A 21,444-nucleotide genomic window follows, 5' to 3' on the forward strand; every position below is an offset into this window, starting at 1 on the left:
AGGCATGCAAACCGCGGGCCAGAATTGAGGCTCAGCGGAGTTTTTCAACACAATACAGCGATTGCCGTCGGTCGCGGCCGGGAGCCGAGTTCACGGTGCTTGGCAACAAGCTGTCATAGGCTCACCCGGCAGCGCGTCGGCATCAACGACCGGTAGCAAGGGGGCTGCAGTCATCCAGCGTGGCAGGCCAGAGGTTGCACAGCCAAGCCTCGGTCGAATGTTCGTTCCTAGAAGGGCCGACCCCACGCTGTCGACCCGTTCTGGTTCTTCGCCAGCGACGGAAGCGAAACGTCACCACTGTCCCGTCTCGACTGTCGGGTGACTGAACGAAATAGAGCCTGAGTTTGCAAAACAAGGCCAGCCGGGCCGTTGTCGCATTGGGCGAGGAGTGTTGGTTGACTCAGAGCTTCTAGGTGCACGCCCAACCTTCGCCTCAATTGATGGTGAAGACGTTACCGTCTCGACGCAAAAAATAGGTCGTGCCTAACCGCGTCCCATATAGACGCGTGTTGGTGGGGCAGGTCCGACTAGCGGCGCTGGTTTCATCCGGTTCTCACTTCTTGGCCTGACGTTTTTGGCAGTTATGTCTGCCAAGTTGACGGCTTCACTTCGCTTTCCAGCTCAAGTCTGCGGCGATCGATATGTAAGTTGTTGATTTGTATAGGTTCAGAGCGAATCTATCCCTTGGCACGCTTCTTGTTGATTCCTCCTAACACCCTGTCGGGCATTCCCCCGCAGCGGCGACATCGAGGAAGACAAGAACATGGACATGATCGGTCTGTATCCCACCTGGTTTGAGCCGGGAGTGGGCAGTGGCTGGATCGTGGGCTTCATCGCCACGATCCACGTGCTGTTCTCCCACACCTCGGTTGGCGCAGCCATTTTCTTTGCCTGGCTGACCAACCACGCGCACCGCCACAACAAGCCCGAGCTGCTTGAATTCATCAAGCGCTACGGGTTGTTCTTGCTGGTGTTCAGCTACGTGCTGGGCTCCATCACCGGTCCGGGCATCTGGTACTCCACTACGGTGGCCAGCCCGCGCGGCATTTCAGCGCTGATCCACAGTTTCGTCTGGATGTGGGCCACCGAGTGGGTGTTTTTCGTGATTGAAGTGGTGGGCGTCTACATGCTGATCTACCTGGTGGGCAAGGTTGATGTGAAAACACACACCCGCATCTCGCTGATCTTCGGGTTGACTTCGTACACCACCATGCTGGTCATCGTGGGCATCCTGAGCTTCATGATGTGGCCGGGCAAAGCGGAATGGACCGAGACCGGCGGCGTGCTCAACGCCTTCTACGGCCCCAACACCTTCGCCCAGTTGGGCATGCGGACCGCGTTCATGTTCACCATGACGGCGGTGGTGGGCGGCATCGTGGCCAGCCAGTTCAAGGACGCGGCGCTGAAGAAAAACATTGCTACGAAGCTGGCCTGGCTGGGTATCGTCGCCACGCTGGCCGGGGCAGGCATGCTGCAGTGGTACCTCGCCACGCTGCCCGAGACGGCCGACGTGGTGCTGCAGAATCGCCTGCCAGAGCACTTCCCCATCGCGCTATTGAGCGTGGTGGCGGGTACCTTGGCCTATTTCATCCTGACGCTGGTGCAGCCTCGCGCGCTGGTGTCCAGCCTCGCCGCTGTCATGACCGTGGCGGTACTGGTCTTCGGTCTCTGGCCCGAAGAGGTGGCGCGCGAATCCATCCGAAAGCCCTGGGTAGCTGGCCAGTATGTGTACTCCAACCAGGTGATCGGTCGCGATGTGCCGGGCATGGGTGTGAAGTCCGAGATTCCGACCATCGAGGCGCACGGTTTCATGAAGACGCTGGTGTTCGTGCCCGAGGCGCTGCGCGCCATCGACGACGGCAACCGCGTCGAGGCCGGCCGCCTGCTGGCGCTCAACACCTGCTCCAACTGCCATTCGCTGAGCAGTACCGGCATCCGCCCGCTGCGCAACTACTTCACTGGAACACACACCGAGGCCGAGATGGCCGAGTATCTGCAGGCGGCGCTGTCGGGTGGCAACACGCTTTACATGCCGCAAATCCCTTTCAACGATGACGAGGCCCGAGCGCTCGCCAGCTTCATCGTCACGCTGTCGCCCACCCAGGTGGTGAGCACGGTCCAGGTGCCCGCCGCCAGGACCGCGGCCAAGGAGTAAGACCATGACCCCCGAAATGCTCTATGCGTTGCGCGATCAGGCAGGTGTACCGTCCCACCCGCTGGTGTTCCTGGTGTTGGGCGTGCTCACCTTCGCGCTACATATGGCGGCGGTGCAGGTGATGCTGGGTGCTGCCTCGCTCACACTGCGCGGCGCCTTCAGCGCCAGCACCCATTGGCGTCGCCTGGCGGCTGCCATGCTGGTCACCGCCAAGATCGCGGTGTCGGTCGCCATCGTGATCGGTGTGGCGCCACTGCTGTTCGTGCAGGTGGTGTACGACCCGTTCTGGTACACGTCCAATGTGCTCTCGGCCTGGTGGGTGATCGGCTTCATCGTGTTGCTGATCGCCGGCTACATCGCGATGTACATCTTCTACTGGAAGAACCATGACATCATGGCCGATGGCGGGCGCGGTGGCATCTGGATGCTGCTGTCGCTGGCCCTGCTGCTGGCCGTGGGCTTCATCGTGCACAGCCTGACCAACCAGATGCTGTTTCCCGAACAATGGATGGCCTGGTATGCCCCCAAAGGCGTGGTCAACCCCGATGGCCATTCGCTGCACTACTGGAACCTGCCGCGCTTCCTGTTCTTCATCGCGCTGTCGGCCCCGGTCACGGGGGCCTGGCTGTACGGCTACCGCCGCTATCTTCAAGGTGGTGGCGAAACCGATGCCGCCTACCTGCGCTGGGTGCGCGGTCTGGCCCAGAGCCTGATGCTGGTCGGCGGTGTGGTGTCGGTGCTGATCGGTGCCGTCTGGATGCTGACCCTGCCTGAAAAGATGACCTGGTTTGCGTCCTCGGTCTGGATGCTGATGGCGCTGGTGGCCTTGCTCGCCGTGGTGGCCTTGCCCCTGGTGCTGCGGGACCGCATCGACAGCGGTGTTTGGGGCTACGGCATCTTCGGTGCCGGCGCCCTGGGCTTGATCGTCGTAGGCGCTGCGCGCGAGATGTTGCGTTTTGTGACCCTGCTGGGCAGCCACGGCTACGACGCCATGGACTACCGGATCAACATGGACTGGTACAGCACCTCGCTGTTCTTCGTCACCTTCGGGGTGGTCGGCGGCGTCACGCTGGCCTACCTGCTCACCGTCGCCTGGCAGGCCGGCCAGAGCAAGGGCCTGTACACCCCCAGCTCCACCGTCACCCGCATCGGTCAGTGGTCGGTCGGCCTGCTAGTGGCTTGGACCGTGCTGTATTTCGCCGTTGGCTTTTACGTTTGGGCCCGCTGATATGAAACAACCACTCGACATGTCGACCTTGCCATCGGCACACCCCTCGCTGCCATGGCGTCAGGTCTTGGTCTGGACGATTCTGGTGGCGCTCGGTGCCACCGTGGCGACCTCGCTGGCGGTGCGCGCCATCGCGCAGACCTCGCCCACACCGGTGGCCGTTGCAAACGCAATCGCATCCCCGACCAGCGAGCCGCTGGTCTCGGGCGAAATGATGGCCCACAGCTGTGCCGCCTGCCACGGCACGCTGGGACGACTTGGCGACGAGTCCTTCGTGCCCTTGGCCGGCATGCCGGTGCGGCAGTTCGTGACCACCATGACCGACTTCCGTGAAGGTCGACGTCCGGCCACGCTCATGAGCCACGTGGCCCAGGGCTTCAGCGACGCCGAGATTCGCGCCATGGGCGACTTTTTCGTTGCCGTCCCGCCCCAGGCGGTACCCGAATCCAAAGGAGGTCAGTGATGGCCCACGCTGATCTATCCAAGTCTTCCCTGTCGCGTCGCGACTGGCTGATGCAGGCCCTCGGCCTGCTTTCGGTGGCTGCGGCGCCCAGTCTGTCGTTTGCCGCCGAGACCGCCCACATCGTCATCGTTGGTGGCGGGGTGGGGGGTGCCACCACGGCGAAATACCTCAAGCTGTTCAACCCGTCGCTCAGGGTCACGGTGATCGAGAAGAACCCGGTCTATGTGCGACCGTATGGCTCCAGCGAGGTGCTGAACCAGCACGCCAGCATGGATGAGCTCAACGTGAGCTACGACGCGCTGCGAAACACTTACGGCATCAATTTCGTGTTCGACACCGTCACCGGCTTCGCCCCGGTCGCGCGCACCGTGAATACCGCTGGCCGGCAGAAGATCGCCTACGACCGACTGGTCGTCTCCCCTGGCATCCAGTTGCTCTACGAAAACTACGCCGGTTACAGCGAGTCCGTGGCTCGCACCGCCGTGCCTTCGGGCTGGATTCCTGGCGATCAGACCGCCTTGCTGGCCAGGCAGCTGCAGGGCATGCGCCGGGGCGGCACCTTCGTCATCGCGGCGCCACCCAGCCCCTACCGCTGCCCGCCGGGACCCTACGAACGCGCCGCGCTCATGACCGAGTGGTTCTCGAAGCACAACCCGACGGCCAAGGTCATCATCGTCGACCCGAAGGACAGCTTCGTGACCGACCAGACCATGATGCTGGGCTGGAACCGGCTCTACAACTTCAACCTGCCCACCGACTACGTGGAGAAGATGCAGGGTCAGGTCGAAGTAAAGCAGCACAGCGGCACCAGCATGCTGAGCTGGGTGCGTGGCAAGGAAGGCGGCCGCACGCTCAAGATCGACGCGAAGAACATGCGCATCGAGACCGAGGCCGAGACCATCAAGGCCGATGTGATCAACGTCATTCCACCCATGAGGGCCGGGCAGGTTGCCATGACCTTGGGGCTGACCGATGGCAGCGGCTTCTGCCCGGTGGATCGGCGCACGTTTGCTTCCACGCTGCAGCCCAACGTGCATGTCATTGGCGACGCCTGCATTGCGGATGCCATGCCCAAGAGCGGTTTCTCCGCCAACAACCAGGCCAAGGTGGTGGCGCGCGCCATCGTCGAGGAACTGGCCGGGCGCAGCGCGCCCGAGCCCCTGTGGGAGAACACCTGCTACGCGCTGGCCGGCAAGGACTACGGCCTGTTTGTGGCCGACGTCTTCAAGATCGTCGACGGCAAGATCGCCCGCATCAACACGAAGCAGCGCTACCTGCCGCTGAACGCCACGCCAGCTCAGATCAAACTCGGTGCCCGCTACCAGCAGGCCTGGCTGCGCACTTTCACCGCCGACTGCTTCACCTGAACGGAATCCGCCCCATGACCCACGATCCTTACCTGGAAGAGCTGGCGGCAGCCACCGATGGCCTGTTTCGTCGATCGCTCAGCGCGATCGCTCTCACCGCCGTCGCTTTTGTGATCGGTCTGTCGGCTGGCAATGCGTTGGCCAACGATTCGACCGACAGCGGCGTTGCGAAAGGCTGGACGCCCGCCACCTTGCGCCACGCCCTGGCGGCACTGCCAGCCGGTGACGAGGTGCGCGGGCGGGAAGTGAACCAGCAGCTGTTCTGCGCCTCCTGCCACGGGGACAACGGTGTGGCACCCACCCAGAACTGGCCCCATCTGGCCGGGCAGAAATCGGCCTACACGGCCAAGATGCTGCTCGACTACCAGAGCCGCCTGCGACTGGAGGGCAAGCGGGCTGAACTCATGCACGACATCGCCGTCATGATGACGCCGCAGCAGATCGCCGACGTGTCGGCGTTTTACGCCGCCTTGCCAGCACCGGGCGACGATGGCACGCCGCGCCCCTCAGTCCTGGGCGAGGGCATGAGCGCAGCGCAGCTGGTGCGCAAGGGCGACCCCTCACGTTTGCTCACACCCTGCGCCAGCTGTCATGGTGTGAAGGGTCAGGGCGGCAAGCTGGAAGCGTCGGCCTTGGCAGGGCAGAACCCGCTGTACTTCACCCGCACCCTGCTCGACTACCAGAGCGGCGTGCGTTCGAACGACGCGGCCAAGGGAATGAGCACCTTTGCGAAAAAACTCACGCGCGGTGAGATCGAGGCATTGGCGACCTACTACGCCGATCTGCCCGAGCGCAATCGGTAGACTGCTGGTGATGAACTTCTGGGATCAGAACTTTTCGATCGGCGGCTACAAGTACGGCACCGCACCCAATACGTTTCTGGTGGAGCAGCAGCAACGCTTCCAACCCGGCAGCGATGTGCTGGTTCCGGGCGACGGCGAGGGCCGCAACGGTGTCTGGCTGGCCCAGCAGGGCCACCGGGTGACGGCCATGGATGGCTCGGCTGTGGGCCTGCACAAGGCGCAGGCGCTGGCGACCGAGCGTGGCGTCGCACTGCACACCGTGCTCGGTGACCTTGCCGACTGGACGCCCGAGCCTTTCAGCTTCGATGCGGTGGTGCTGGTATTCGTCCATCTGCCGCCCGCCGTCCGTGTTGGGTCCCACAGGCGTCTGGCCGCTGCTCTGCGTCCGGGCGGCTGGTTGCTGCTGGAAGGTTTTCATCCACAGCAACTGCAGCATCGCAGCGGTGGTCCGAAGGACCCAGCCATGCTGTTCACCCCCGAATTGCTGCGGGACGACTTCGCGGGCCTGCTCGAGGAAAAAATGGCCTGGGAGGGCGAGGTGGCGTTGGATGAAGGACCCGGACACCAGGGCCTTGCACACACCACCCGCTGGCTGGGTCGGGCCTCTGATTGAATGGTTTACAGCCCAGGCAGATGCCAAGGGCCGATTCGAGAGGGATCGCGTTTGGGAGCAGCTGCAGGTCAGCTCCTTCAGCAGTTCCCCTGGGCTGAGCTACCCGGCTAAGTTTCGGAAGGTTTGCCTGGGAAATCCAATGCCTTGATTTTTCGGTAGAGCGAACGCTCGCTGATGCCCATCTTGGTTGCGAGCTCTGCCCGACTGCCGGTATGTGCCGAGAGGGCTGCACGCAGAGCGGTGCGTTCCAGGGCCCTGAAATCCAGCACAGGTTCGGCCCCAGCGCTTGAGGATGGGTTGGCGGCGGGCGGCTGGTTCAGCTGGAGCGGTGCGCCAGCCGGGCGGCGGCCAGTGTCGATGGCCTGCTGCACATGGTCGGCCTCGATCAGATCGCCGTCGCACAGCAGCGCTGCGCGCTCCAGCAGGTTGCGCAGCTCGCGCACATTGCCGGGGAACACCTGCGCATCCAGCCGCTTGAGGGCCGAGGCGCTCAGGTGCAGGCGGCGCGGCGCGGCCACACGCTCCAGCAGCGAGGGCGCCAGCAGCGCCACATCGCCGGCACGATCGCGCAGGCTGGGCAGCCGGATCGGGAAGATCGACAGCCGGTAAAAAAGATCTTCGCGGAAGCGGCCGTCGGCCACCATCTGGTCCAGGTCTCGGTGGGTGGCCGAGACGACGCGGATGTCGGCATGGCGCAATTCGGTGCTGCCCACGCGGCGGTAGGTGCCGGTCTCCAGCAGCCGCAGCAGCTTGACCTGCATCGGCAGCGGGATGTCACCCACCTCATCCAGAAACAGCGTGCCACCGCTGGCCGCCTCCACCAGGCCGCCCTTGGCGGCATTGGCGCCAGTGAACGCGCCGCGCTCGTGGCCGAAGAGCTCGGATTCGAACAGTGTCTCGGGCAGGCTTGAGCAATCCACCGCCACCAGTGGCTTGCCCGCGCGCGGACTGGCTTCGTGCAAGGCCCGCGCGACCAGCTCCTTGCCGGTGCCCGATTCACCGAGCAGCAAGACGGTGGCGCGCGAAGGTGCCGCTCGCGCCACCAGCCCCAGCATCCGCTGGAACGCGTCCGAGCGCCCTATCAGGCCCTGTGCCGCCGGCTGACCCTGGGCCACGCGCAGCGGCTCCATCTTCTCCACAAAAAACGCCGGCTCACCGTCTGGCCCGGGCAGGGGCGAGAGCTCGATGTTCACGTACTCCTCGCCCTGGGTGGTGTGGTGCAGGTGCAGCACGCGCTCGCGCTGGCCCGAGACCAGCGACTGCGCCAGCGGGCAGGATTCCCCGGCCTGATCGCAGGGCACCGAAAAGTTATGCGAGACCTCGTGGCAGGTGCGCCCGACCACGTCGCGCTGGCCGCCGTAGGTGCGCCGGTACGCCGCATTGGCCGCGAGGATGCGGTACCGCGCATCGAACAAGATGTGCGGCTCAGGCAGGCCTTCGAGAAAGGCGGTGAGTTCGGGCAGGGGTTTCAAGGCGTGTTCCTGGGCATGGTCGAAAACGGCAAGCCACCGGCATTCTCTGCCATAAGTGGCAGTTGTAGCGGCAGTGGCAGAGAAAGCCCCTGACAGGCTCAGTCGAAAGACCATTGAATTCATTGCACTTTTGAGTCCGCGCTCGCGAGGCACGGATCTTGATAAGTAATGGGTGATGAATATCTCCGTTGCCCGTCGCACAGATCCCGAACACGGACCGCTTCAGACTCCAGAGCCGATTCAGGCCAGCCCCGAATGACGCAAGGACCCCAAGATGTTTGATGTAACCGACGCGCTGCTGCTGGCGCGAATCCAGTTCGCGTTCACGGTGAGTTTTCACTTTCTCTTTCCCGCCATCACGATCGGTCTGGCCAGTTACCTGGCGGTGCTCGAAGGCCTCTGGCTGAAAACCGGGCGCGCCGACTACATGGACCTGTTCCGTTACTGGATCAAGATCTTCGCGCTGGTGTTCGCCATGGGGGTGGTCTCGGGCATCGTCATGTCGTATCAGTTCGGCACCAACTGGGCGGTGTTCTCCGACAAGGCCGGCCCGATCATCGGCCCGCTGATGGCCTATGAGGTGCTGACCGCCTTCTTCCTCGAAGCCGGCTTCCTGGGCGTGATGCTGTTCGGCATGAACCGGGTGGGCAAACGCCTGCACTTCACCGCGACGCTGATGGTGGCTTTGGGCACCTTTGTCTCCGCCTTCTGGATCCTCTCGGTCAACAGCTGGATGCAGACCCCAGCCGGTTACGCGATGAACGCCAATGGTCAGTTCATTTCCGCTGGCAGCTGGCTGGCCATCATCTTCAACCCCAGTTTTCCCTACCGGCTGGTGCACACCTTGTCGGCTGCTTACCTGACCACCGCGTTCCTGGTGGGCGCTGTGGGTGCCTGGCACCTGCTGAAGGACCGCACCAACCCGCGCGCGCGCCTCATGTTCTCCATGGCGATGTGGATGGCTGCCATCGTGGCGCCGCTGCAGATCGTTCTGGGCGACATGCATGGCCTGAACACGCTGGAACATCAGCCCGTGAAGGTGATGGCGATGGAAGGCCACTATCAGAGCCACCCTGAAGGGGCGCCGCTGATCCTGTTTGGTATTCCGAACAGCGCCGAAGGCCGTGTGGACTACGCGGTGGAAATTCCGAAGCTGTCCTCCCTGATCCTCAAGCACGATCTCAACGCCCCGATGCAGGGCCTGGACACCGTGCCTGCGGCCGATCACCCACCCGTGGGCGTGGTGTTCTGGTCCTTCCGCATCATGGTCGGGCTGGGTTTCCTGATGGCCGGTCTGGGCATGCTCAGCTTGTGGGCTCGCGCCAAGGGCCGTCTGTACGAATGGAAGTGGCTGCACCGCTTCGCGCTGGTGATGGGCCCGTCCGGGTTGATCGCGGTGCTCGCGGGCTGGATCACCACCGAGGTGGGTCGCCAGCCCTGGACCATCCAGGGCCTGATGCGCACGGCGGAGTCGGCCTCACCGCTGGCAGCGCCGGCAGTGGCGGCCTCGCTGGTGGCCTTTGTGATCGTGTACTTCGCGGTCTTCGGTGCCGGGGTGATCTACATCCTGAAGCTGATGGCCAAGCCGCCAGTGGTGCACGAGTCGGCCCCTCCCAACATTCCCGCACGCGCTGCCGGCACCACACCCGCCGTGGCGCTGCGGCCCGATGCGCTGGCAACCGAATAAGGAGATCCGCATGAACATCGATCTCACCCTCGTCTGGGCCTTCATCATCGTGCTGGCCGTCTTCATCTACGTCGTACTGGACGGTTTTGACCTCGGTATTGGCATCCTGTTCAACACCTTCGAGGTGGGCCACGATCGCGACACCGCGATGAACAGCATCGCGCCGGTGTGGGATGGCAACGAAACCTGGCTGGTCATGGGCGGGGGCGGTCTGCTGGCGGCCTTTCCGCTGGCCTACGGCCTGATCCTGTCTGCCCTGTACGCGCCCATCATTGCGATGCTGCTGGCCCTGGTCTTTCGCGGCGTGGCGTTCGAGTTTCGCTGGCGCGACCCGGCCCACCGCGGCTTCTGGGATCTTGCGTTCACCGGTGGCTCGCTGCTGGCAGCGTTCTCGCAAGGCGTCATCCTCGGGGCGCTGCTGCAAGGCGTGCGCATCAGCGAGCGGGCGTATGCCGGCGGCTGGTGGGACTGGCTCACACCGTTCTCGCTGCTCACGGGCCTGAGCGTGGTCGTGGCCTACGCCCTGCTGGGATCCACCTGGTTGGTGATGAAGGCCGAAGGCACGCTGCAGCGCAAGGCCCGGGCCATGGCCTGGTGGCTGGGTGGCGCCAGCCTGGCGGCCATCGTCGCGGTCAGCGTCGCCACCCTGTTTCTGAGTGCGAACTACTTCGCCAACTGGCTGCACTGGCCCAACATCTTGTGGGTGGCCCCGGTGCCCATCCTGGTGGCGCTGGCCAGTGTGGCCTTCGTGCGGAGCCTGAAGACGGGCCGCGAGGTCGCCCCTTTCTTGCTCACGCTGGGTATCTTCCTGCTGTGCTTCATCGGCCTGGGCATCAGCGTGTTCCCCGACGTCGTACCGGGCGCCGTGACCATCTGGGACGCGGCCACTGACCGCAGCAGCCAGGTCTTCATGCTCTGGGGCACGGCGGTCGTGCTGCCCATGATCCTGGGCTACACCGCCTGGTCTTACTGGGTGTTTCGCGGCAAGGTCACCGCAGACGGGTACCACGCATGAAAAACCACCTTTTCCGCTGGCCGGATATCAGCACCACCCGCCCCGATGAGCCACTGCAACCTTTGTGGAAGCGACTGCTCTGGATGGCCGGTATCTGGGCGGCCAGCATCGGCACGCTGCTGGTCGTGGCCATGCTGCTGCGCTGGGTGCTGAAGACGTAGCGCACTGCTCACGATGCACTGCGCGATTCATCGCCAACCCACCCACCCGCCAGCCACAAGGCAAGGAGCCAGACATGCCATTCACCCCGATTCTTCCTCAACTCATCGCGCCCGGCGACCCGCAGCGCCGCACCTGGCTGCTGGCCACCAGTGCCATGGGCGTGGCCGCCGCATCGACCGTGGCGGTGCCCTTCGTGTCCAGCTTTGCCCCCAGCGAGCGGGCCAAGGCGCAGGGCGCCAGCGTGTCCATGGATCCCGCGGTGGTGGCTCCTGGTGAAATCAAAACCGTCGAATGGCGAGGCCAGCCCGTGTGGGTGATGCGCCGCACGCCCGATATGCTGGCCACCCTCGAGGACATGCCGGGACTGGCCGACCCCGATTCTGAAAAGCCGCAGCAACCCGCCTATGCCACCAACACATACCGCTCGATCAAGCCCGAGTTGTTCGTGACGGTCGGGATCTGCACCCACCTGGGGTGTTCCCCGGTGACCCTGCCCGAAGGTACGGCCAACGCCAGCGTACCCCCCGATTGGAAGGGTGGCTTTTTCTGTCCTTGTCATGGATCGACCTTTGACTTGGCGGGTCGCGTGTTCAAGAACAAGCCTGCGCCCACCAACCTGGTGGTACCGCCGCACCAGTACCTGGCCGACGGCAGCTTGCTGATCGGTGAGGATGGCCTCGGTACGGCCTGATTCGTGCCGGAGAACAACATGTGGTTTCTCATCCGGATGCGCGGTGCCGGGTTCGTGTCGCGCTGCGTCCTTTGGCGCTGGGAGCACTGAAGTGCTGTTTCGCATCCTGCACGATGAGCGCCGCAGCGAGCTGAGCTATCTGCTGGCCGATGTCGAGGCACGCGAGGCGGTGGTGGTGGACCCGCACGGTCCCGACCTGCCAGTCCTGCAGGCCCTGCTGGCCGAGCGTGGCCTGCGCCTGCGCTGGGTGTTGCGGACGCACCACCACGATGGCCTGCAGCCGCTGGAGTTCTCCTCCCTGTGTCGACTGGACGCCCCGGTGGTCCAGGGTGAGCCGCGGCCCGGCGCTCACACCGGGTCCCACGGCGAGTTGCTGCCGTTCGGCAACGAGTTCCTGCAGGTGTTGGCGACCCCCGGCCACACGCCCGACTGCCTCAGCTTCGTCTGGCGCGATCGCGTCTTCTGCGGCGGCCTGCTGTCGGTAGACGCCTGCCCGCACCAGCCCCAGCCCGCGCAGCCTGAGACATTGTGGGACAGCGTCACGCAGCGCATCTTCACCCTGCCTGACGAGACGCTGCTGTTCGCGGGTCACGAGCGCCAAGCCCGCGCAGTGAGCACGGTGCATGAGCAGCGCCGCTGGCATCCTTTTTTTGCTGCGACCTCTCGCGACACCTATCTGGCGCGAGTGATCGCATTGCAGGACAACGCCTCAGGCGCGCAAACTCCACGAGCCCTCAACGCATGACATCCCCTTCCCATATCACCATCATCGGCGCTGGCTTTGGCGCGCTGTCCAGCGTTCGAGAAATCCGTCGACGCGACGCCAAGGCCGAGATCACGCTGATCGCACCCCGCGCCGAGCTCCACTACCTGCCCGGCATCATCTGGATCCCCAGCGGCCTGCGCACACGCGAACAGCTGATCGTGCCACTGGCCAATTTCTTTCAGCGCATGAACGTTCGCCACCTGGCGGCAGAGGTGACCGGGCTGCGCAACGGCGGTCGTCTGGTGGACACCACCGGGGGTGAAGTCCCCAACGATGCCCTGGTGATCGCCAGCGGCGGGCGCTTCATCAAGAGGCTGCCTGGTATTGAACACGCCATCACGCCCTGCGAAGGCATTGCGGCTGCCGAAAAGATCCGAGATCGTCTGCAGACCCTGCAGGGGGGCACCATCGCCGTGGGTTTTGCCGGCAACCCGAACGAACCGAGTGCGGTGCGCGGTGGCCCGATGTTCGAGTTCCTGTTCGGCATCGACGAGCAACTGAGGCGAGAACGCCGGCGCGACAAGTTCGAGCTGGTGTTCTTCAACCCGTCCAACGAACCCGGGAGCCGGCTCGGTCCCAAGGCGGTGCAGCACCTGCTCGATGAGATGCAGCGGCGCGACATCCGCACACGCCTGGGCCACAAGATGAAGGGGTTCGAGGCCAATCGCGTGTTGACCGAGGGCGGATCGTTCCCGGCCGATCTCATCCTGTTCATGCCCGGCATGACCGGTAACGCCTGGTTCGATCAGACCGAACTGGCGCGATCGCCGGGCGGTCTGCTCAAGGCCGATGCGCAGTGCCGCGTCGCCGGGACCGAGCATGTCTACGTGGTGGGTGACTCGGGCAGCTTCCCAGGCCCGGACTGGATGCCCAAGCAGGCGCACATGGCCGACCTCCAAGCTGCAGCAGCTGCGGAAAACCTGCTGGCGGGTTTGCGCGGCGACACGCCTCACGCCACCTTCAAGGTCGAGCTCATTTGCATCATCGACGCCATCGATCACGGCACGCTGGTCTTTCGCAACGCCAAGCGCCAGATCATCCTGCCTTCGACCCGCCTGTTCCACTGGGCCAAGCGGTTCTTCGAAGGTGCTTACCTGAAGAAATACCGATGACCACCATCCAAACTACTGCCACGCCCTATGACGCGCTGGGCGGCGCGCCGGCGCTGCATCGCCTGGTGAATCGCTTCTATGAGCTGATGGACACGCTGCCCGAAGCCTATGCGGTTCGGCAGCTACACCCCGACAGCCTGGCAGGCAGCGCCGAAAGCCTCTTCGAATTCCTGTCAGGCTGGTTTGGCGGCCCTTCGCTCTACATAGCCAAGAAGGGTCACCCACGGCTGCGCATGCGCCACGCGCCCTACGCCATCGACCAGCGCATGCGCGACGAGTGGGTGCTCTGCATGACGCAAGCGCTCACCGAGCAGGTCACCGACACCGATCTGCGCGACGGCCTGATCCACACCTTCGCCCAGATGGCCGACCACATGGTGAACACCGAAAGCCAGGGCGGATGCCCCGCCCAGATGGCACATTGAGAACCCCTGCCGAAGGAACCCAATTGCGGTGTGCCAGCGCGCGGCAATGATTGCTGCCGGCGATCGTTCCCCTTTTTTCTTTCACGCTTTTTCCATCATGAACATCCAGTCGCTAATCCTCGCTTGCGCTCTGGCGCTGCCCGTCGCCTCATGGGCCGAACCGCCCACGCCGGGGCAAAGCATGCCCACCGTGGTCGTTCAAGACCAGCACGGGCAAACCTGGCGCATGGCTGCGGACACCCGTTTGTTGCTGTTCGCAGCCGGGCGAAAAGCATCCAACCTCGCGATGGAAGTCCTGGGGCAGCAACCCAAGGGTTTTCTGGCCACGCGCCGTGCGCTCTATCTGGCCGACATGAGCAAGATGCCCGGGTTCATCACGCGCACGTTCGCGCTTCCTTCGCTCCGTGAACAGCCGTTTGAGGTGGGTGTGGTGCTCGATGCAAAACGGTTGGCAGACTGGCCGCGCCAGGAAAACGCGGTGACGCTGATCCGGCTGGAGGCGGGCCGGGTCGTCTCGGTGGAGTACGCCGCCAGCGCCGAGAGCCTGCGCGTCGCCTTGGGGCTCGCACCATAGGAACTCCTTCAACCACCACCCTTCAGGAGACTCGCCATGGACGCATTCCAGAACCACTACCCGGAAAACGTGTCGCACTGCTACGGCTGCGGCAGCCACAACACGCACGGCCACCAGATCAAGACGGTCTGGGAAGGCGATGAAACCGTGACCCGGTTTCAGCCCAAGCCGTTCCACACCTCGGTGCCGGGCTTTGCCTATGGCGGGCTCATCGCCTCGTTGATCGACTGCCACAGTACCGGAACCGCTGCGGCGGCCATGTACCGACAAGCAGGGCGCGACCTCGATTCTTTGCCCCCGTTCCGCTTCGTCACCGGTTCCTTGCATGTGGACTTCCTCAAGCCAACGCCGCTGGTGGAGCTGGAAATTCGCGGCACGGTGAAAGAGATCAAGGGCCGCAAGGTGGTGGTTGAAACCACGGTATTCGCCGGGGGCGTGGCCACGGCGCGGGGCGAGGTGGTGGCTGTGCAGATGCCGGAGAGCTTTGGGCAGCCCTGAATGCACAACGGCGCCCAGAAGGCGCCGTTGTGTGCGGGATGTGCGACGCTCAGAAGCCGAGCGTGTGCATGCCCGGCTTGAGCAGGTGGGCCGCCACATCAGCGGGCTTGGCTGTGCTCACGCCGGGAATCAGGTCGCTGGCCTTGAGGCCGGAGTTGGGCAGGTAGAGCGCACACACCTCCACCGTAGCACCCGCCTTGATCAGACCTTGCAGCATTTGCTGTGGCGTGACATCGCGAGGCTTCAGCTTGGGCATCTCTTTGCCCGCCACCGCGATATCGCCCGCCGCGTCGCACAGCAACACACGCACGTCGGCTTTCTGCTCCAGCGCCTGACCAGCCAGTACCAGGCCAGCGCCCTGGGCCATGGCGTTGCCGCTGTGGATGTTCACAAACAGGCTTTCGGCCTGCGCCGCGCCCGCCACCAGTAACGCCGCAGCACCCAGTGTGATCAGCTTCTTCATGTCAAAACTCCTAGAGAGGATGGTTGGAAAATCGGGTAGAAAAGCGATCTTCCCGGATACTATGGTGGGTATCCATGACAAAACGCAATTACAACGAGATTCCCCGAAAGAAGCCCTGATGAATCCCAGCTCTGCCGACCCCGATCTGCTGCCGATCCAGAACGACGAGCTGGAGGTGCTCAACGAGCTGGTGCCGCTGCAGGCTCAGTCCATCATCGAGCTGGGTTGTGGCAGTGCACGGCTCGCACGCGACCTGTTGCGGCGCTGGCCGCTGTGCCACGTGAGTGGTCTGGAGGTCGACGCCGTGCAACACGCCAAGAAACTGGCGGTACCACAAGACCGGCTGGTGTTTGTGGCTGCGGGCGCTCAGGCGGTGCCGCTGGCCGACGCATCGTTTGATCTCGCGCTCATGCTCAAGTCTTTGCACCATGTGCCCATGGCGGCGATGGATCAGGCGCTGGCAGAGGTTGCGCGGGTGGTCCGTCCCGGCGGTCATCTGTATGTGTCTGAGCCGATCTACGGCGGCGCCATGAACGAGCTGGTGCGCCTGTACAACGATGAGGGCGTGGTGCGACCAGCCGCACAGGCCGCGCTGGACCGTGCGCTGTCTTCGGGCCAGCATTGGGAAGCGGTCGCAGAACGCCGGTTTGCACAAGCGGTGCGGTTCGCCAGCTTCGACGACTTTGTGCAACGCATGATGTACCCCAGCTTTGCCGACCACCGCATCGATGAAGCGATGTTGGCGCGGGTGCGCGCCGCGTTTGAGCCGCATGGTGGCGAGCAGGGCGCCGCTTTCGTGCGGCCCATGCATGTACGCCTGCTGCGCCGAAAGGGTTGATCGCTTCAGGGTCTGTTTGGTGTTGACAGGCCCTGGTCGGTTGGCGCTGTCAGTGCCGTCACGGCCTGATGGTGGGTAAGAAACACCTGACCTGTCAGGTGTTCAAGAAAATCGCTGCGCCGCAAGCCGTCCATTACCGGACCTTTGACTTCGCTTAGGTGCAGCTTCACGCCCGCATCTTTGAGCCGCAGCGTGATCGCCTCCAGACTTTCCATGGCGCTGGCATCGATCGCGTTGATCGCGTTGCATTGCAGCACCACGTGTTCAATGCGCGGGTGCGCGGCCACCTGGGCGGCGATGTGGTCTTCGAGAGGACGCACGTTGGCGAAGTACAGGCTTTCGTCGACCCGAAGACTGAGCACGTTGGCGTGGGTCTCCACCGCGTGACGCAAGACGTTGCGGTAGTGCTCGGTACCCGGTACCCGGCCGACCGTGGCGATGTGCGGGCGGCTGGTGCGCCACAGGTGCAGCAGCAGCGAAGCGCCCACGCCCGTCACCAGACCGGCTTCAACGCCCACCAGCAAGGTCAACGCGAAGGTCAGCGCCAGCGCGGTGAAATCGCTGCGCGCATAGCGCCAGGTGCGTGCGAAAGCTCCGAGATCCACGAGCGTGAGCACGGCCACCACGATCGTGGCGGCCAGCGTGGCTTGAGGCAGGTAGTGCAGCGCGGGCGTGAGCAGCAAGGCAGCCAGCAGCAGGCCGATGGCGGTGAAGACGCCGGCCGCCGGGGTGCGCGCTCCGGCATCGAAGTTCACCACCGAGCGCGAGAAGCCGCCGGTGACGGGGAAGCCGCCCGTGAGCCCGGCAGCGATGTTGCTGGCGCCAAGCGCACGCAGTTCAGCGTCAGGCTCGATGCGTTCGCGCCGCTTGGCCGCCAGCGACTGGCCCACCGACACCGACTCAACAAAGCCCACGAGGCTGATGAGCAGCGCCGCGGTGGCGAGCTGTTGCAGCTGTGGCCAGAGGGTGGCGTCCAGCACCGGCAGCGTGAGCGGCGGCAGGCCGCCAGACACCGCGCCCACCACGCGCAGTCCGCCTTCGTCCAGCCGCAGGGTCCAGGCCAGCAGGGTGGTCACGGCCAGCGCCAGCACCGGGGCCGCCTTGGTGAGCACGTCTGCCGCCAGGGGGGCGAAACCCAGTGCGTACAAGCGGGCCTTGAGCGAGCGCCGTACCCACACCAGAAAGCTCAAGGCACCGAATCCGATGGCCACGGTGGGACCATGCCATTGGCCGATGTGTTGCCACAGGCTGAGCATGATCTGCGGCAGCGTCTGGCCCTGCAGGGGGATGTTCAGCAGGTGCTTGAGCTGACTCCCTGCGATCAGCAGGCCGGAAGCCGACACAAACCCCGAGATCACCGGGTGGCTCAGGAAATTGGCCACCACACCCAGGCGCAGCGCGCCCATGACAAACAGCATGGCGCCACTCAGGAGCGCCAGCAGCGCAGCGGCGGCGGCGTAACCCACACTGCCGGCAGCGGCCACGCTGCCCAGCGCAGCCGCCGTCATGAGCGAGGTGACGGCCGCCGGACCCACGGCCAGGGTGCTGCTGGTGCCGAACACCGCATAGACCACCAGCGGCGCCATGCTGGCGTACAAGCCGGCTTCGGGGGGCATGCCGGCCAGCAGGGCATAGGCCAGACTTTGCGGGATCAGCATCAGCGTGACCACCGAGGCCGCCACGGCGTCGGCGGTGAAGAGCTCGACGCGGTAACAAGGCGCCCAGCGCAGGATGGGCAGCCAGTGGCTCAACGGGTTGTTCATGGCGGGGCGGCGTCGATGCGGCGTTGGTTTGAGCGGCTGCTTCTGGCCGGTCAGACAGCGTTGATCGGAATCTTCAGGTAGATCGTGCCATTGCTCTCCGCAGGTGGCATGTGGCCAGCGCGCATGTTGACCTGGACCGAGGGCAGGATGAGCACCGGCATGGCGAGGGTGGCGTCGCGCTGCTGGCGCAGCCGCACGAAATCAGCCTCACCGACCCCCTGGTGCACATGCACGTTGGCGGCCTTCTGCTCGGCGACCGTGGTGATGCATTGTGGCTCTCGCTCGCCAGGCGGGTAGTCGTGGCAGAGGTAGAGTTCGGTGCTGTCGGGCAAGGCCAGCACGCGCTGTATGGATCGGTAGAGCGTGGCGGCATCGCCGCCCGGGAAGTCGCACCGGGCGGTTCCGTAGTCGGGCATGAACAGGGTATCACCCACAAAAGCGGCGGTTCGCAACGGATCGACACTGTGGTCGCGCACCACATAGGTCATGCAGGCTGGGGTGTGCCCTGGTGTGTGCATGGCCACCGCTTGCAAACCACCGATGGTGAAATGATCGCCGTCGTGGAAGAGGCGGTCGAACTGGCTTCCGTCGCGCGCAAACTCACTGCCCGCATTGAACAGCTTTCCGAACGTGTTCTGCACGGTGGTGATGTGTGAGCCAATGGCCAGTTGACCACCCAGGCGCTTCTGCAGGTAGGGTGCAGCTGACAGGTGATCAGCATGCACATGGGTTTCCAGCAGCCATTGAACTTTCAGGCCGAGTTCGCTGACGCGATCGATCAGGCGATCGGCACTGCGCGTGTCGGTGCGGCCGGACTTGGGGTCGTAGTCGAGCACGCTGTCGAGCAGCGCGCACTGTGCTGTCGCCTGATCCCAGACGATGTGGCTGAAGGTGAAGGTGGCAGGGTCGAAGAAGGATTCGACGTGCAGTCGCGATGGGGTGGTCATGGTGGGCAACTCCAGGCATCAAAGAAGAAAGGGGCCCAGCCTTCCCGGGCGGGCCCCTGCTGAGAGCACGGGTCGCTTACAGCGACTTGGTCGAGTAATACCAGTCCACAGTCTTGTAGCCTTCACTGGCGCGCTTGGCCAGTGCTTCGGCCGTCTTGGGTGGTGGCACGATCACGTCGCAACCCGGCGTCCAGCCCTCAGGAGTGGCGATGGCGTTCTTGTCGCTGGTCTGCATGGCTTGCAGCAAGCGCACGAACTCTTCGATGCTGCGGCCGTTGCTCATCGGGTAATAGACCATGGCACGCAGGATGCCGTTCGGATCGATGAAGAAAGTGGCGCGAACCGCCTGTGTGTCCGCGGCACCAGGGTGCACCATGCCGTAGGCGCGGGCCACATCCATCTTGATGTCTTCAATGATGGGAAAACTGATCTCCACACCAAACTTTTCCTTGATGCTCTGCGTCCAGGCCAGGTGCGAATACAGGCTGTCGATTGACAAGCCGAGCAGTTCGCAGTTCATGCTGCGGAAGGTGTCAGCGTGCTTCTGGAAGCCGATGAACTCGGTGGTGCAGACCGGCGTGAAGTCGGCGGGGTGCGAGAACAGGATGAGCCACTTGCCCTTGTAGTCGGCCAGGCTGCGGTCGCCGTGGGTGGTCTTGGCGCTGAAGGCCGGGGCAGGTTCGTTGAGGTGGGGGAAGGTGGAAACGTTTTCCATGGGGAACTCCATTCAGGGGTAGTTTGAGAAAAGCGGGGAAAGCAGAATTGCTTGACCCATGAATGCAGTTTATGAAGCGCCAGACTTCGATAGCTTGCGTTTTGTCAAGCGAGTCATTGGGATATGCAAACACGTCGATAGCCAAGAACGTTTGGTTCGTTTGCAAGGCTTAGCGGTCGCTTCAGGACGTGTTTTCGCATGGAGCATGAGCCACGCTGCCGCTCTTTCCAGCCGGGATCTTCAGCAAGTTGCACTGCATTCTGCTCATGCAGGACTTGTCGATATTCAAGGCCAGCCGGTGGTAAGGCTTCGCACTTCCGCCCAATTCAGTTTTTCCTGTGTGGGCCTCCTTCTTGGTCGGGAGTTCCAGTTCATTCTTGGCTTGAGCGCTCTCGAAGACGGCGTCACAGCCCTGACGTAGACGTGCACATGGCAGGGGGTGGCAGGCCACCCGTCAGCTGCGTCTGCGACGCATGGTCCCCGTGTCGTAGATGCGTAGCTCTGGGTGGGCGATCCTGCCGTCGTCCCCTGGATTGACGCGCAGCGCCTTTGCGTCAAGACCCTGATCAGGAAATCGATGATGCCCTGTGCGTCATGGATTCTCTTTAGTGAGGCTCACCAAACGAATAGGGCCTCCGATGACAAACAGAGAGTCGAGCGATTGCAGGCGCGTCAACAGACCTCAGTACATGTCGAATGCGGCCTGGATCTCGTCGGCTTGTTTGCCGTGGGCCAGTGCCAGCGCAAGCAGGACCCTTGCCTTGGCCGGTGACAGTGTGTCGCCGGCAACGGTCCCATGCAACGCATCGTCAAACTCCATGTTTCGCATCACTATTCCTGTCGCAGTGCGCGGGGCACGCACGACTACCACGCCTTTTCGGGTCGCGCTCAGAACGGCCTCCGCCATTGCTTCACTCAACGACGCAGATCCGGCTCCCGCTACAACCAGGCCTTTCGCTCCGGCCTCGACCAGTGCAGAAACTGCAACACCTGAATCATCCTGATGCCCCACGACAATATCGACACGTGGCAAGCTGTTCAGATCGATCACGTCGAATTCGGTATCACAGGTGTGTGTGCGAGCAGACCTCTTATAGAGCCGCACCTGGTTGTCAAACACCCAGCCCAGTATGCCAAAAACAGGGGCCCTGAAGCTGTCAACCGTCATGGTGTCCATCTTGTGCACATCGCGGGCAGCGATGATCTGGTCGTTCATCACGACCAGCACACCCAGCCCCACCGTCTGGATGCTGACCGCCGCAACGACTGCACGGTAGAGGTTCATGGGCCCGTCAGCGCTCAGGCTGGTGGAGGGGCGCATCGCTCCAGTCACCACAACGGTTTTTCGGCTCTTGACGACCAGGTTCAGAAAATAGGCTGTCTCTTCCAGAGTATTGGTTCCCACTGTCACAACCAGCCCGGTGCAATCGGTCTGGTTGAGCCAGAAGTTGACCCTTCTCGCGAGGTGCAACAGCGTTGCACCTCCCAGGTTCTGGCTGGCCACCTGAGCGACTTGCTCGCTCTCAAGATCGGCGACATCTTTCAAAGGAGGAATCGCCATCAACAACTCGTCGACACCAGTGACAGCAGCGCGGTAGCCAGCGTACTGCGTGCTGCTGGCTCCCGAGCCGGCAATGGTTCCGCCGGTGCCCAGCACCGCGACCTTGGGTAGTTTGCTTGTTTTCAT

The 21,444-nt window shown here is 63.7% G+C and carries 23 protein-coding genes; 17 read left to right on the forward strand and 6 right to left on the reverse strand.

The genetic code is table 11. From position 1 onward, the window contains the following. Nucleotides 1–763 precede the first annotated feature (763 nt). From QUV25_RS00005 to QUV25_RS00030, 6 genes are read left to right on the forward strand one after another with little or no spacing between them, the layout of a single operon-like run. Nucleotides 764–2,155, forward strand: a complete 1,392-nt coding sequence (locus tag QUV25_RS00005; RefSeq protein WP_300860487.1) for a cytochrome c — start codon at nucleotides 764–766, stop codon at nucleotides 2,153–2,155. A 4-nt stretch (nucleotides 2,156–2,159) separates the two neighbouring features. Beyond that, on the forward strand, nucleotides 2,160–3,383 hold the full coding sequence (locus QUV25_RS00010; protein ID WP_300860488.1) for a hypothetical protein: 1,224 nt from the start codon (nucleotides 2,160–2,162) through the stop codon (nucleotides 3,381–3,383). Between the two features lies 1 nt (nucleotide 3,384). Next, nucleotides 3,385–3,846, forward strand: coding sequence for a cytochrome c class I (locus QUV25_RS00015; protein WP_300860489.1), 462 nt, complete (start codon nucleotides 3,385–3,387; stop codon nucleotides 3,844–3,846). After that, entirely contained in the window at nucleotides 3,846–5,213 is a 1,368-nt protein-coding gene (locus QUV25_RS00020) for an NAD(P)/FAD-dependent oxidoreductase (RefSeq protein ID WP_300860490.1), read from the forward strand. The genes QUV25_RS00015 and QUV25_RS00020 overlap by 1 nt, the downstream gene beginning before the upstream one ends. 14 nt (nucleotides 5,214–5,227) lie before the next feature. Beyond that, the gene (locus QUV25_RS00025; RefSeq protein ID WP_300860491.1) at nucleotides 5,228–6,016 is read left to right on the forward strand and encodes a c-type cytochrome; all 789 of its coding nucleotides are present in this window, start codon (nucleotides 5,228–5,230) and stop codon (nucleotides 6,014–6,016) included. Between the two features lie 10 nt (nucleotides 6,017–6,026). Beyond that, complete coding sequence (locus tag QUV25_RS00030) at nucleotides 6,027–6,629, forward strand: bifunctional 2-polyprenyl-6-hydroxyphenol methylase/3-demethylubiquinol 3-O-methyltransferase UbiG (RefSeq protein ID WP_300860492.1); 603 nt, start codon at nucleotides 6,027–6,029, stop codon at nucleotides 6,627–6,629. A 107-nt stretch (nucleotides 6,630–6,736) separates the two neighbouring features. Here QUV25_RS00030 and QUV25_RS00035 read toward each other — a convergent pair whose 3' ends face one another. Continuing rightward, nucleotides 6,737–8,101, reverse strand: a complete 1,365-nt coding sequence (locus tag QUV25_RS00035) for a sigma-54-dependent Fis family transcriptional regulator (RefSeq protein ID WP_300860493.1) — start codon at nucleotides 8,099–8,101, stop codon at nucleotides 6,737–6,739. Between the two features lie 274 nt (nucleotides 8,102–8,375). Between QUV25_RS00035 and QUV25_RS00040 the strand changes: the two genes are divergently transcribed. The 9 genes from QUV25_RS00040 to QUV25_RS00080 all read left to right on the forward strand — a co-directional run bounded on the left by QUV25_RS00040 (nucleotide 8,376) and on the right by QUV25_RS00080 (nucleotide 15,031). Next, nucleotides 8,376–9,788, forward strand: a complete 1,413-nt coding sequence (locus tag QUV25_RS00040) for a cytochrome ubiquinol oxidase subunit I (RefSeq protein WP_300860494.1) — start codon at nucleotides 8,376–8,378, stop codon at nucleotides 9,786–9,788. A gap of 10 nt (nucleotides 9,789–9,798) precedes the next feature. After that, complete coding sequence (cydB, locus tag QUV25_RS00045) at nucleotides 9,799–10,803, forward strand: cytochrome d ubiquinol oxidase subunit II (RefSeq protein ID WP_300860495.1); 1,005 nt, start codon at nucleotides 9,799–9,801, stop codon at nucleotides 10,801–10,803. Continuing rightward, nucleotides 10,800–10,964 carry a DUF2474 domain-containing protein gene (locus tag QUV25_RS00050; RefSeq protein WP_300860496.1) on the forward strand — a complete coding sequence of 55 codons (165 nt, stop codon included), beginning with the start codon at nucleotides 10,800–10,802 and terminating at the stop codon, nucleotides 10,962–10,964. Before cydB ends, QUV25_RS00050 begins: the two co-directional genes overlap by 4 nt. A gap of 74 nt (nucleotides 10,965–11,038) precedes the next feature. After that, nucleotides 11,039–11,656 carry a ubiquinol-cytochrome c reductase iron-sulfur subunit gene (gene petA, locus QUV25_RS00055; protein WP_300860497.1) on the forward strand — a complete coding sequence of 206 codons (618 nt, stop codon included), beginning with the start codon at nucleotides 11,039–11,041 and terminating at the stop codon, nucleotides 11,654–11,656. A 91-nt stretch (nucleotides 11,657–11,747) separates the two neighbouring features. Then, nucleotides 11,748–12,401 carry a hypothetical protein gene (locus tag QUV25_RS00060; protein ID WP_300860498.1) on the forward strand — a complete coding sequence of 218 codons (654 nt, stop codon included), beginning with the start codon at nucleotides 11,748–11,750 and terminating at the stop codon, nucleotides 12,399–12,401. Then, nucleotides 12,398–13,534, forward strand: a complete 1,137-nt coding sequence (locus QUV25_RS00065) for an FAD/NAD(P)-binding oxidoreductase (RefSeq protein ID WP_300860499.1) — start codon at nucleotides 12,398–12,400, stop codon at nucleotides 13,532–13,534. Before QUV25_RS00060 ends, QUV25_RS00065 begins: the two co-directional genes overlap by 4 nt. Then, nucleotides 13,531–13,959, forward strand: coding sequence for a group II truncated hemoglobin (locus QUV25_RS00070; protein ID WP_300860500.1), 429 nt, complete (start codon nucleotides 13,531–13,533; stop codon nucleotides 13,957–13,959). The genes QUV25_RS00065 and QUV25_RS00070 overlap by 4 nt, the downstream gene beginning before the upstream one ends. Before the next feature lie 181 nt (nucleotides 13,960–14,140). Then, nucleotides 14,141–14,533 (forward strand): hypothetical protein, encoded by a 393-nt coding sequence (locus tag QUV25_RS00075; protein ID WP_300860501.1) that lies wholly within the window; start codon nucleotides 14,141–14,143, stop codon nucleotides 14,531–14,533. Nucleotides 14,534–14,569: 36 nt separating this feature from the next. Continuing rightward, nucleotides 14,570–15,031 (forward strand): PaaI family thioesterase, encoded by a 462-nt coding sequence (locus tag QUV25_RS00080; protein ID WP_300860502.1) that lies wholly within the window; start codon nucleotides 14,570–14,572, stop codon nucleotides 15,029–15,031. 49 nt (nucleotides 15,032–15,080) lie between these two features. Here QUV25_RS00080 and QUV25_RS00085 read toward each other — a convergent pair whose 3' ends face one another. Beyond that, the gene (locus QUV25_RS00085) at nucleotides 15,081–15,494 is read right to left on the reverse strand and encodes a DsrE family protein (RefSeq protein WP_300860503.1); all 414 of its coding nucleotides are present in this window, start codon (nucleotides 15,492–15,494) and stop codon (nucleotides 15,081–15,083) included. Nucleotides 15,495–15,612: 118 nt separating this feature from the next. Here QUV25_RS00085 and QUV25_RS00090 point away from each other — a divergent pair, with 118 nt between their 5' ends. Continuing rightward, on the forward strand, nucleotides 15,613–16,332 hold the full coding sequence (locus QUV25_RS00090) for a class I SAM-dependent methyltransferase (RefSeq protein ID WP_300860504.1): 720 nt from the start codon (nucleotides 15,613–15,615) through the stop codon (nucleotides 16,330–16,332). Between the two features lie 5 nt (nucleotides 16,333–16,337). On the opposite strand, the gene sulP is transcribed toward QUV25_RS00090, so the two are convergent. The 3 genes from sulP to QUV25_RS00105 form a co-directional block, all read right to left on the reverse strand. Continuing rightward, on the reverse strand, nucleotides 16,338–18,095 hold the full coding sequence (gene sulP, locus QUV25_RS00095; protein WP_300860505.1) for a SulP family inorganic anion transporter: 1,758 nt from the start codon (nucleotides 18,093–18,095) through the stop codon (nucleotides 16,338–16,340). 50 nt (nucleotides 18,096–18,145) lie between these two features. Continuing rightward, entirely contained in the window at nucleotides 18,146–19,042 is an 897-nt protein-coding gene (locus tag QUV25_RS00100) for an MBL fold metallo-hydrolase (RefSeq protein WP_300860506.1), read from the reverse strand. A gap of 76 nt (nucleotides 19,043–19,118) precedes the next feature. Beyond that, nucleotides 19,119–19,757 (reverse strand): peroxiredoxin, encoded by a 639-nt coding sequence (locus tag QUV25_RS00105; protein WP_300860507.1) that lies wholly within the window; start codon nucleotides 19,755–19,757, stop codon nucleotides 19,119–19,121. Between the two features lie 58 nt (nucleotides 19,758–19,815). Between QUV25_RS00105 and QUV25_RS00110 the strand changes: the two genes are divergently transcribed. Next, complete coding sequence (locus QUV25_RS00110) at nucleotides 19,816–20,178, forward strand: hypothetical protein (RefSeq protein WP_300860508.1); 363 nt, start codon at nucleotides 19,816–19,818, stop codon at nucleotides 20,176–20,178. A 261-nt stretch (nucleotides 20,179–20,439) separates the two neighbouring features. Here QUV25_RS00110 and QUV25_RS00115 read toward each other — a convergent pair whose 3' ends face one another. Next, complete coding sequence (locus QUV25_RS00115) at nucleotides 20,440–21,444, reverse strand: asparaginase (protein ID WP_300860509.1); 1,005 nt, start codon at nucleotides 21,442–21,444, stop codon at nucleotides 20,440–20,442.

This window comes from Hydrogenophaga sp. (assembly GCF_030373245.1).
In the GTDB taxonomy this organism is placed as follows: domain Bacteria; phylum Pseudomonadota; class Gammaproteobacteria; order Burkholderiales; family Burkholderiaceae_C; genus Hydrogenophaga.